General features: G+C 43.6%; 9 protein-coding genes. 1 reads left to right on the forward strand and 8 read right to left on the reverse strand.

The genetic code is table 11. The features are described from left to right. Positions 1-69 precede the first annotated feature (69 nt). The 8 genes from E5A76_RS03480 to torC all read right to left on the reverse strand — a co-directional run bounded on the left by E5A76_RS03480 (position 70) and on the right by torC (position 10,983). Positions 70-1,812, reverse strand: coding sequence for a Kae1-like domain-containing protein (locus E5A76_RS03480; protein WP_161118109.1), 1,743 nt, complete (start codon positions 1,810-1,812; stop codon positions 70-72). After that, positions 1,809-2,354, reverse strand: a complete 546-nt coding sequence (locus tag E5A76_RS03485; protein WP_161118110.1) for a HyaD/HybD family hydrogenase maturation endopeptidase — start codon at positions 2,352-2,354, stop codon at positions 1,809-1,811. Before E5A76_RS03485 ends, E5A76_RS03480 begins: the two co-directional genes overlap by 4 nt. A 5-nt stretch (positions 2,355-2,359) precedes the next feature. Next, positions 2,360-3,103 carry a Ni/Fe-hydrogenase, b-type cytochrome subunit gene (cybH, locus tag E5A76_RS03490; RefSeq protein ID WP_161118111.1) on the reverse strand — a complete coding sequence of 248 codons (744 nt, stop codon included), beginning with the start codon at positions 3,101-3,103 and terminating at the stop codon, positions 2,360-2,362. 11 nt (positions 3,104-3,114) lie between these two features. Beyond that, positions 3,115-4,818 carry a nickel-dependent hydrogenase large subunit gene (locus E5A76_RS03495; protein WP_161118112.1) on the reverse strand — a complete coding sequence of 568 codons (1,704 nt, stop codon included), beginning with the start codon at positions 4,816-4,818 and terminating at the stop codon, positions 3,115-3,117. A gap of 3 nt (positions 4,819-4,821) precedes the next feature. Further along, positions 4,822-5,958, reverse strand: coding sequence for a hydrogenase small subunit (locus E5A76_RS03500; protein WP_008987219.1), 1,137 nt, complete (start codon positions 5,956-5,958; stop codon positions 4,822-4,824). 456 nt (positions 5,959-6,414) lie between these two features. Continuing rightward, a complete protein-coding gene (gene torD / locus E5A76_RS03505) occupies positions 6,415-7,062 on the reverse strand; it encodes a molecular chaperone TorD (protein WP_161118113.1) in 648 nt (215 codons plus the stop codon). Between the two features lie 130 nt (positions 7,063-7,192). Beyond that, positions 7,193-9,721 (reverse strand): trimethylamine-N-oxide reductase TorA, encoded by a 2,529-nt coding sequence (torA, locus tag E5A76_RS03510; RefSeq protein WP_161118114.1) that lies wholly within the window; start codon positions 9,719-9,721, stop codon positions 7,193-7,195. 95 nt (positions 9,722-9,816) lie between these two features. Continuing rightward, positions 9,817-10,983 carry a pentaheme c-type cytochrome TorC gene (torC, locus tag E5A76_RS03515; protein ID WP_107166521.1) on the reverse strand — a complete coding sequence of 389 codons (1,167 nt, stop codon included), beginning with the start codon at positions 10,981-10,983 and terminating at the stop codon, positions 9,817-9,819. A 202-nt stretch (positions 10,984-11,185) separates the two neighbouring features. Between torC and torR the strand changes: the two genes are divergently transcribed. Beyond that, positions 11,186-11,899, forward strand: a complete 714-nt coding sequence (torR, locus tag E5A76_RS03520) for a two-component system response regulator TorR (protein ID WP_005368225.1) — start codon at positions 11,186-11,188, stop codon at positions 11,897-11,899. Positions 11,900-12,222 lie beyond the last annotated feature (323 nt).

Below are 12,222 nucleotides of genomic sequence, written 5' to 3' on the forward strand. Positions count from 1 at the left end.
GTATTTTATAAAATGTGATTTAAGGTTGGAAATAACGCCTTTTTAAACCGTCAAAAAGGCGTTATTCCATTAGCGACGACGCATTTTCAGATACAATGCGCCTGCACTTAAGTTACTGCCATCGAGTTCTAATTGACGGTTTACAGTAATAGGGAAGTTTTTGCCCACACGAAGTGATAAACGTTCTGTTAATACTTCATTGGCAAAGTCACTGCCAGCAAGCACAACCGCTTTAACACCAGTGGTTTCATCAATACGTTCAATCCAATTAGCAATGTAATCAGCCAGTGAATCCATAATGCCAAAGGCGAGCTTATCTAACTCGGATTCATCGACCACTAAACGGAAGCTCATTAAGCTGCCTAATGTTTTCGCCCATTCAATGGTGCGCTTGCCATCAACCATATCTAATGAGTAATCAACGCGATGACCTTTTTGGCCACTGTTTTGTAGTGCTTTGGCAATTAAGGCATCGTTTAAGTATTGAATACTGTTAGTGCTTGACGTCGATAAGCCCAAAATTGTTGCGGCAACGGCAAACAAGCCTGTTAACTGGTTATAACATTGGCTAATGTCGATTTGGCTTAATGCTTGGTAACTCTCAGGTAGTGCATCTTTAAATTTAGCTAATATAGTTGCTTGCTCACCCTCAGCCATGGCACGAATAATGTCATGTCCTGTATGAGGTAGGCTAGGTAGCACTAAGAAACTATCGGTACGAGTAAATTTATCTTGGCAGACAATTTCACCTGCCGCATAACGCCCAAAATAGATCACAGTGGTATTACGACCATTACCAGATTCAATATTGCCACCATGTAAGGCACAAATCGGTAGCGCATGAGCAGGTACATCATTGGCATGTTTAGGCTGGTGGTCGAAGTGAATGCGACGCTTATGCCAGTAAGCATTTAATCCATTAATACACGCTTGATCGTGTAGAGGCTCTAACGCTTTGATGGAAACAGGCAGTGATAGCTCAGGATCGCTGTCGATCTGACTCCAACCGTTTTCAATCCAAGTGATCAAGGGTTGCCAGTGATTGGTATCAAGGTACACATAATCAATACCTTGCTGACGTAAAACTTCAGTAAGTACTGTAAGAACACGATTGTAGCTAAAACATAAATCGTACAGTGGTTCATGTAATTGCTGATGTTGCGCTTTCGGTTGAACTGTTACTCGTGGTTTTTCTAAGCTAGATAAGGCTAACACATGTGCTGATGGAGTAATAAAGTGCATTGGCACAGTATTAGGATTACAAATCAGCACTTGTGGACGTTTCTGCGACGAAGTAGAAACGGGTGATGTACTTAGCTGAAATAGCTGATGTTTACCTTGCTCGTTGGTTAAGGTGAAAATCACTGAACCATTACTGATCACCTCATCAGCCCATGCTTTTACTTGATTAAAGCTAACCGTAGCAGGTAGACGCTTTTCACCGTGACAACATTCGCATGGCAAGCTTAATTCGCCAAATTGTGGTGATTGGTTATCACCTAATAATGGCTCACAATGTTGGCAGAATGGTAATTGATGTGAAGTGTTCACCAGTGGAACAACACTGCCTTCACGGTGGCTAATTTCTTCTACTTTGGTTTCTAGTAACCAGATAGAAAGTAAGAAATCATGAGCAATTTTATCGGCCAACGCTTCTAATTGCGCTTGTTCACCAACAGCTTCAATAATGTAGCGATTCTTGACGAAACCGATCGTGATTTCATACGGCTCATTAGCTAAATAATCGTTACATAACTGGGCGTAAAACGGGACTTGGCGAGAGCATTTAAATGAAAATTGGATTAATTTCATGCATCAATTCCTCGTTTATAAGCGGTTGGAATTAGGCTATTAATTTCGATGTTATTGATCCGCTCACAAGTCACACCAAGTTCACGCAAATGATTAAGCATCGCAGACTCCATGACAGGGATCGCTGCGTGAATCTTCGGTGTTAAGCCCATGTGCATTGGCTCTAATACGGTAGGTGTTACACCCAGAACAAATGTCTTCGGGCGATCGCCAACTAACTCCATCATGATCAAGGTTTGCAGCATTTCAACTTCGTGAGCACTGCCCTGCCAATCGATCTCAGCAGGGGCTTTATCAAAATCAAAGAAGTAGACTTCACCTGCATCAACACCAGCGGCATTAACGGTATCAATCACCACTAAGTGATCATACTGGGTTAGGGTTGGAATCAAACTGTGTGCAAGAGTACCGCCATCAACGAGATCAATCTGATGTTCTGGGTGTGAAAAGCGGTAGTTTTCAGTGAGGTAATTGACGAAATGTACGCCGACACCTTCGTCGGCGTACAAGACATTGCCAATACCAAGTAGCAATATCTTCATTAGTGCTAGTGGCCTTTATGGTCAGTATTTGCGTGGTGTGCGTGATGTTGAACCGGGTGTTCACCGAGGTTCTCTTCTTTCACATGCACAGGGTGGTAGTCGTAACCTGACATGATGGCGTCAGCTGAGCCATTACGGAAACGGATACCAGTCCAAATCACCATGTAAACGTGGATCAGAACGAACACAATGAATGCCCAAGTCACGATATGGTGCCATTCACGAACATTCGCTAAACCACCCATCGCGTATGTTACCCATTCTGCAGGTTGCCAGAATAGGCCGCCCATACCTAAATGGTAAACGTTGGCATACAGGGTTAAACCTGTTACACACATGAAAATCGCAGCAATAGAGATCCCTGCATATACCACTAACTGTAATGGGCCGTATGCGCCATGGTGAGGCGGTTGACCGATCCAGAAGTAGGCTTTGATCTGTTTGATCCAACTTGTCGGACTTACTGCATCTTTCACCGAGCGACGTTCAACGTTACTGCGGCTAAAGAAGAACAAGTAGGCACGAATTAAGGTGACTGCGATCAACACAAAACCAAGTACTTCATGGGCAAAACGGATCCAGCCTTGCTCTAAGACATTCGTGCTATCAGGCGCAACCAAGAAAGGCCAAGCAATGTAAAAGCCTGTTGCAATTAAGCCAAAGATGGCAAAAGCACGAAGCCAGTGACAGAGACGAATAATAAAAGAGAAAACATAGGATCGTTTATACAACACTGTATCTGTTGACATAAATTCCTTCCTTACATCGCTTGTGCAGGAATACGGAATTCACTCAAAGATTGGCCTTTGTAATCCATCACGTGTACTGAACACGCCATACATGGGTCAAATGAGTGGATCACACGTAGCACTTCAAGAGGCTTAGTTGGATCTTCTAACTTCAAGCCAACTAATGAGGCTTCGTAAGGACCGATCTTACCGTTACCATCGATAGGGCCTGCGTTCCATGTGGTTGGAACAACCGCTTGGTAGTTTTCAACTAAACCATCTTTAATACGGATCCAGTGACTTAGCAGGCCGCGAGGCGCTTCAATCACACCCACACCTTTGTACTCTTTCGCAGGATCAATAGTTGGTTCAATGTAAGTGGTTTGATCTGAATTTAGGTTGTTCACCATAGATTCAAATGTGGTTAAACCGTTACGAGCAATGATCAAGGTATGCAGCATACGTGCAGCAGTACGACCTAATGTGGTAAATAGGGCACCTGCTGGTAGACCTGTTGTTTTTAAGAACTCGTTAACGACTGGCACTACGTATGGGTTACCTTGTGCGTAGTTCACAGCGATAGTTGCTAGTGGACCTACTTCAACAGGTTCGCCATTGTAACGTGGTGATTTAACCCAAGAGTATTTGCCAGCTTCGTTAATGGTTGGACGCTTACCTTCAAGAGTGTCACGTTCAATGAATGGCGTATGCTCAGGGATGGTTGTACCATCATAAGGGTGCTGCGGTTTATCTGCGTTGTACCATGAGTGAGTCACATCTTCTGCGATCAGGCTTAGATCGACATCTTCTGCTTTAGTGATGTCTTTGTTGCGGATCACACCGCTAGTGAATAGATGTGTTTCTTCGTTTAGCTGGATAGACTCGCTACACATGAAGGTGCTGATGTTACAGCCACCTAGAACGCTTGGCTCTTTACCAAATGCTGAAGCTGCCATCAAAATATCAGCTTGGTATGCACGTTCGATAAACTCAGCAACATGAACAAACTTTTGCTTAAACTCTTGTAGACGTGCAGGATCTAACATGTCACGTACACACGTCACACCACCAACAACAATTGATTGTGGGTGAGGGTTCTTACCACCCCAAATTGCCATCATCTCAGCACCAACACGCTGAACTTCTAGTGCTTTAAGGTAGTGAGATAGACCAATAAGGTTCTGCTCTGGCGTGAAAGCGTAAGTTTTATTGCCCCAGTATGCGTTAGCAAATGGACCTAACTTACCTGTGTTGACTAAGCCTTGTACTTTCTCTTGTACAGCGCGTAGTTCACCTTCACCTGCTGCCATTGGTGTCTTCGACCACTTCATTGCTTCTTGCGCAGCTTTAGCAGGATCGGCACTTAGAGCTGACACTACATCAACCCAGTCAAGGCCGTGAAGTAGGTAGAAGTGCACAATGTGGTCGTGCATTTCAAGTGAGGTTAAGATCAGGCTACGAATGTATTTTGCATTGATAGGCACTTGCGCATTGATTGCATTTTCAACTGCTAATGTGCCACATAAGTAGTGAGATGAAGTACATACACCACAGATACGCTGCATTAATAGACCAGTATCGTAAGGCGTACGGCCTTTCATGATGATCTCTAAACCACGGAACAGGGTAGAAGAGGCGTATGCTTTTTCAATAACGTTGTTGGCATCAAGTTCAACTTCGATGCGTAAGTGGCCTTCGATACGAGTAATGGGATCGATTACGACACGCTTGCTCATGAATTATTCCTCGACTTTCTTTGCAAAAATACTACTTACTGCGTGAGCACCAATACCCACAGCAGTGACGCCTAATGTCACTGCGCCAATGGTATCGGCAGTGGCATCTAAACCATGTAATGGCTTACGGCTTAATGGCTTCTCGAAGTACGCCATTTCATCCCAGAAGTCTGGTTCTGAACAACCAATACAACCGTGACCAGCAAGTACAGGCCAGCTAGTGTGTGCGTTGAAACGCTCAGTAGGACAGTTGTTGTAAGTGTATGGACCTTTACAACCCATCTTAAATAGGCAGTAACCTTGCTTAGCGTTATCGTCACCAAATTCAGTCACGAATTCGCCCGCATCAAAGTGACCACGACGCTCACAGTTATCATGAACACGGGCACCATATGCCCACTTAGGACGATTGAACATATCAAGGGCAGGAAGGCGACCAAACATGATGTAGTACATCAATGTACCTGTGATGTTGGCAGGGTTTGGTGGACAGCCTGCCACGTTAATTACTGGACGATCAATCACAGCACCGACGCTTTTCGCACCGGTTGGGTTAGGGCGAGCGGCTTGTACACCACCGAAAGAAGAACAAGTACCCACACAGATAACAGCTGCAGCATCGTTAGCCACACGCTTGATCAATGACATACCTGTTTCCGCTTTGCTGCCAAGCGTAAGATAAATACCGTTATTAGCAGTAGGAACCGCACCTTCTGCTGCTAATAGGTATTTGCCTTTGTACGCTTTCATAGCGTTTTCTAGGTTTTCTTCAGCTTGTTGACCAGCGGCTGCCATCAGTACTTCTTGGTATTCAAGAGAAACATGTTCAAACAAAAGGGTACTAATATCAGGTGTTGTTGTACGTGTTAGCGATTCTGAACAACCAGTACATTCTGCAAGGCTTAACCAGATAAGAGGCACACGATCTGAAAGTTCAGCCGCTTCAGCTACCATGGTGCTAAAAGGTAGGGGTAAGGCGAGAAGTGATGTGATGGTGGCACTCCAAATCATGAAATCACGACGGGTAATGCCATTTTGTTCTAATTTATCTTTGAATGATTCCTCACGAAGAGGTTTCATTGCTCGTAACTCGGCAAGACGTTTTTTGCCAAGTTCGAAAAGGGCTGCATGCGAGTCCATCTATCAACCTTGTCTATAAAATAATACTTATGCGCTATAGGTATAGCGTGAGAATTTTAGGAGGATAGAGGAGGGAAATGATTGATCTATATCAGATTTTAATTTTTTGTATGACAATATAAAAAATCAAAAATGACGCTATGCATAAATAAGTCATTGATATTGTTAATGAGAACTTTTTGTATTAACTATGACGATGATAGAATGTTTAACTCGTTGAAATTATAGGATTATATAAAATGTTGGAATAAGTTAATCGATTGGTTAATGTATAAAACCTGATTGACTATGCAACATAAATCCAAAATAAAAAATGAATAATCAGCCTTACGAGCAACAAGTGTGAGCAATATTAGAAATGTTTAGCTTTTTAGAGCAATTAAGTGCTTATTAAAAGCAAAAAACCTCAGCGATAGGCCGAGGTTTTGGATTTCGAGCACTTACTGGCGTGAAAGATTATTCACCAGCAAGGAAGGCTGCATCAAGCTTACAGAAAGCCAATAGCAGGTTAGCAGCTGCTGCATAAAAACCAAATTGATCACGGTTTTGGCATTCTTTAGCAAACATTGGTAACCAGTTAAGCAGCATAGTATTTACGAAAGAAAGCTGCGCTTGCATTAGCTCTTCACGCTTTTCTTCTGTTTCTTGTTGGTTACCCATGATGATCAGATTCCCCATGAAATCTAATTCAACCGCAAGGTGATCGGCAGGCTCATTGAACTCTTTACGCTGAGCAATCGCGTAATCGTTCATTAGCACGTTCATATCTTGTGCTGGCTTATCATTAAGTAAACCTGTTGTACCTACGTACATAGACGCATACGGTAAGGCACCTGTTTTCGGTGTACTTAGGAATAAGCCACAGAAATCTGCCGCAAGCTCTAGTTGCTCATCTGGACGAGAGTTAGATTGATTAATGGCGTCACGGAAAGCTTCAACGGGTGCTTTCAATTCCTCTGTCATGCCTAAGCCTGAAAGGAATGTGTACATTTCACCACCGTGGTATTCATGCAGATCCGCATCAGTGAGTTCGCGTGCGAACAATGAAGACATCCACCAGTAAATTTCAGCACGTTGTTCGTTGAAAGCAATAAATTCTTGCATTGTCACTCCAGACACATAAAACACATTCAAATATAACCTCAGACATTATATTGGAATCTATTTTAAAAAGGTAAAATAAAGGCGATGAATTTTCGTTCATCGCCTTATTTTATTTAACTAACTCGTTAAATTACTTGTCCATTGCTGGGAACAGTGGGTCGATACCTTCTTCGTAGATAGGACCGTTAAAGCCTGTTACCGCTGGAACAACACCAGTGTACTTCTCGATTTGAACTAGAGCAGCAGCTGCAGATGTTGCTTGCGCTAGGCTAGAAGTACCGATGTCTTCTGTTAGTACGTTTGGATCACCGTAAGTACAGATAGTGCCAGCTTTACCGCCTTCTAATGGGCTGTACCATGCACCTTCTTGTAGACGACAAACACCTGGTAGGTAATCGTCAGTTACTACAGCACCCGCAAGCACTTGACCACGATCGTTGAATACACGAACGATGTCACCAGATTTAATACCACGTGCCGCAGCATCTTCAGTGTTCATGAAGATAGGCTCGCGATCCGCAACCGCGTAAGTTGCGCGGAAATCCGTTGATGAACATAGCTGTGAGTGTAGACGATCTTTCGGGTGCGTACTCTGCATGTTGATCGGGAAGCGATCAGAGCGAGGACCACCGTGACTACGTTCAGTCTTTTCAAACCACATTGGGTGACCTTGACAGTCTTTGTAACCCATATCAGCGATAGTCTTACAGTAGATTTCGATCATACCTGAAGACGTACCTAGTGGCTCAAGGTCAGGTTCTTTACGGAATGATTCGTGGCGAACCCACTCTTTACCCGCAGGGAACTCGATGAAACCTTCACCATCCCAGAACTTCTTGAAGTTAGGCATACGAACACCTAGACCACGACCTTGTAGACGCGCACCGTTGTAGATCTCTTCAATGATTTCCATTTGAGTCTTACCGCCAGTGAATGCTTCTTCGCGGTTGAAGCGAGAACATAGCTCACGGAAGATTTCGAAATCATCTTTAGATTCGTACATAGGTTCAACAATCTTACGTAGGGCAATAATACCTGCGTTAGAGTGGTTACCATATTGTTCGATATCGTTACGCTCGTATGTTGTTGTTGCAGGTAATACGATATCTGCAAAACGACATGTTGCTGTCCACTGGTGATCAATCGAAACAACCGTTTCTAGCTTAGTCCAAGCTTTGATCATCTTGTTACGGTCTTGGTGGTGACCGAATGGGTTGTTACCACTGAAGATAGCCATCTTCATGAATGGGTACTTCACTTTCTGACCATTGTAGTTGATGGTCTTTCCTGGGTTGTCGATACAGTCAACAAAACGCGCTACAGGAATGAAAGTAGAGTAACCGTTGTAAGAACCGTTATGGATTGGGTCGATACCTGTTACACCGCTAAAGCCTGACATTAGTGGGCCGTTAGATGTGATAGAACCTGCATCGTTGTAGTGCCAGCCGAAACCGAAACCACCACCAGGTAGACCGATTTGACCAAGCATTGCTGCAAGTACTACTAGCATCCACGCGTACTGTTCGCCGTGCTGCATACGCTGTAGACACCAGCCACCGATGATTTGCGTACGACCGCTTGCCATAGTGCGAGCAAGTGCACGGATGTCATCAGCTTTAACGCCACAGATCTTCTCTGCCCACTCAGGGTTCTTAACAACACCGTCAGTCTTACCAAGAACGTAAGGCATGAACTTATCAAGACCTGTTGTGTAATCAGCAATGAAGTCTTTGTTGTATAAGTTTTCAGTGTATAGCGTGTGCGCAAGCGCAAGCATTAATGGAACGTCAGTCTGTGGGTTAACACGGATCTGCTCACCACCAACGGCTTTTTGGGTGCTAGAAACCACTGGATCCACGTAGATCACTTTGATTTCTTTGTTCTTCACTTTCTCTGCAAGTTGCTCATAGTATTGGTATGGGCTGTGGTCAGGTACTAACCAACCCACTTGCAGGTTCTTAATTGGGTCAGATGCCCAAATAACGATAGTGTCAGAATGCTCAAGCACTAGTGGCCATGAAGTTTGCTGCTCGTAAACTTCCATTGCACCAGCAACGTAAGGAAGAATTACTTGAGCTGCACCAGTAGAGTAGTCACCCATCTTACCAAGCGTCGTACCGTGTAGACCGATACCACGCTTCATCATAGTACCTGCGTTATGCAATTTACCTACTGACTGCCAACCTGTGTGACCAGAGTACAGTGCGCTTGGACCGAAGTTGTTCTGAACACGTTCCATCTCATGGTAGAAGAAGTCTAGCGCTTGAGACCATGGCACACGTACGAAACGGTTGTTACCACGTTGAGTTGTATCAGACTTATAGCCTTGCTTTAACCAATCAATACGAACCATTGGGTATTTGATACGAGCAGGGTTATAAACCACTTCACGTACCGCTTGGATCATGTCAGTTGGGTTTTTGTCTTTTTCAAATGGTGTTGTTTCAGTCCAAACACCATCAACTACTTTAGCGCGGAAAGCACCCCAGTGAGAACCAGATAGCACTTCGCCAGAGAAAGCAGCTTTTGCTTCTTCAGCAGCCATTGCCTTGCGTGGTGCAAGTAGGCTAGTACCAACAACCGATGCAGCACTTGCCATAGCAAGGCTAGATAGGAAGCGGCGGCGTGAAATGCCAGTATTATTCGTTTGAGTCGCCATATTTTTGGTCAATCCTTAAACTTTAATTTTTATCAATGGGGCGGGGACTGGAGACGTCACCCGCCTATCATTTATTCGTTTATTGGCTCGCGGGATTAGTGCGCGCCTGCACCGCCTGTATCGCTACCGTGGTTCTGTAGGTATTTCAGTAGCGTACGTTCTTCAGTCTTAGACAGACGGTAGTATGAGCTCATGGCTTTCAGACTTGCGATCCAGCCATTTGCAGTAAAATGGCCTGGCGCTGGCGCCGCGTGACAAGCATTACAAGTAGAGCCGTACATTTCTTCTGCGTAGTTCCAGATTGGCTGGATGCTATCGATCATGTCAGCTTTAGTGATCCAAGCTTGTACAGAAACGTTTTGCCATACGATGTCAGTCGCAGGATCTGTTTCTTCTTTAATAATCTTCTCGTTCGCTTTGATGTCGCCACGGATAGTTGCTTTGAATACACGTTTACCCATGTATTCTGTCATAACACGGCCTTTACCAGATTTCTCTAACCAGCCATTAACTTCAACTTTCAGCATGTCGCCTTTACGCTCAAGAACAGTAACTTCAGAAGCTGGTAGTAATTTACCTTCTGATTTGCCGTTAGCGTCGTCAGTTGCGAACAGATCTTTTTCACCAAGAGAGTAAAGCTTGTCAGCTTTTGCACCTTGTGCAGTTGCTTCAGCTTGTAGGCCTTGGAAGTCTTTTTGGAAACCGCCAGCCATGTTTGGTAGTTCGTGTGCAATACCTTTGTGACACTCGATACAGTTCATGTTCTTAGCTGCTGCATCTGTCATCGCTTTTGCAGCTTCAGGAGACTGCTTAGCGTGGTCCATTGCAGAGTAGTCGTGACAGCTCTTACACGTTTTAGAGTTGTTGTCAGACATACGCTTCCAAACAATCTGAGCAAGCTCTAGGCGGTGCTCTTCAAATTTCTCAGGTGTGTCAATCTTCTTAGTGATGTATTGGTTGTATACATCTTTCCAAGCGCCAAGCTTACGTTGAACAGCACCTGGAAGGTCTTTAGGTTGGTGACAGTCAACACATTCAGCACGTACACCTGAAGCGTTCTTGAAGTGTACAGATTGCTTATATTCTTCGTAGTTCTGCTGCATGGTGTGGCAGCTGATACAGAATTCAGTTTGAGAGGCGTGTTCAAATCCCTTATGCACAGCAAAAATGCCCGCAAGGGTGATACCAATACCAACTAGTACAAGTGCAAGAACAGAATACTTGCTGCTTGGCTTAGTCAACATTTGCCAAAGTTTTTTCATGTTGAAAGATTCCATTTAAGAATGAATGCACACCGTAAAGCTACGGTGACGTTATAAATTTTATGAGGTAATCTTATGTCCACGATGTGAATAAGGTTAATGCTACGAATGAATAGCAAACTCAGGTTTATGACAAATTGTGAATAACAGTTGTTTGTGCTAACGTTTCGTAAGAACACCTAAAAAACTAAAAGAGACAAACATGACTCATCACGTACTTGTTGTGGAAGATGAAATTGTTACCCGTACTAAACTGGTAGGGTATTTCGAGAACGAAGGATATAAGGTTAGCCAAGCGGATAGTGGCGCACAGATGCGAGAGATCATGGCGACCGAAAAAATCGACCTCGTCATGCTTGATATTAACCTTCCCGGTGAAGACGGTTTGATGCTAACTCGTGAGCTTCGTAGCCGCTCAGAAGTGGGTATTATTTTGGTGACAGGACGCACAGATAGCATCGATAGAATCGTTGGTTTAGAGATGGGCGCAGACGACTATGTGACTAAACCTTTTGAGCTTCGTGAACTGCTTGTTCGAGTGAAAAACTTGTTATGGCGCATGACCTTAGTAGAAAAAGCGCGTGACGAAACCATGGTCGAAATGCAGGAAGATAACATCATTCGTTTTGGTGAATGGCAGTTCGATATTAACAAACGCGCACTGACTCACAACGGCTTACCAGTGAAGCTAACTAAAGCAGAATATGAGCTGTTAGTTGCCTTCTCTTCACACCCAAATGTGGTGTTAAGTCGTGAACGAATTTTGAACATGTTAAGCCATCGAGTAGAAGCGCCAAACGACAGAACTATCGATGTTTTGATCCGTCGTATGCGTTCTAAAATGGAATTGGATCCGAAAAATCCACAGATTTTTGTGACAGTTCACGGTGAAGGTTACATGTTTGCTGGCGATTAATTCGTCTAAATTTATACAGTGACCGCACTTTATCGCTTCTTGTTGAGTGAAACATTTTGAAATAAAAAGGCCGTATTATTTGATAATACGGCCTTTTTTATGGAACAAAATGAGCAAATATCTTGATCTAAATCAATCATGATGGATAAAATTTTTTGTGTGAATTTTATTCAAAATCAATAACTAATAATTAATCTCATTCGAAAGTCGATTTTTAAACCGTCCCTTAACATCACCAATAACAAGTTGGGAACATGTGAGAATCTTATGTTTAACATTGCAAAAAATAAAAGTCATTTTGTTAATAAGAGAATTTATTGATC

The sequence above is a fragment of the Photobacterium lucens genome, assembly GCF_009873615.1.
GTDB classification, from domain to species: Bacteria; Pseudomonadota; Gammaproteobacteria; order Enterobacterales; family Vibrionaceae; genus Photobacterium; species Photobacterium lucens.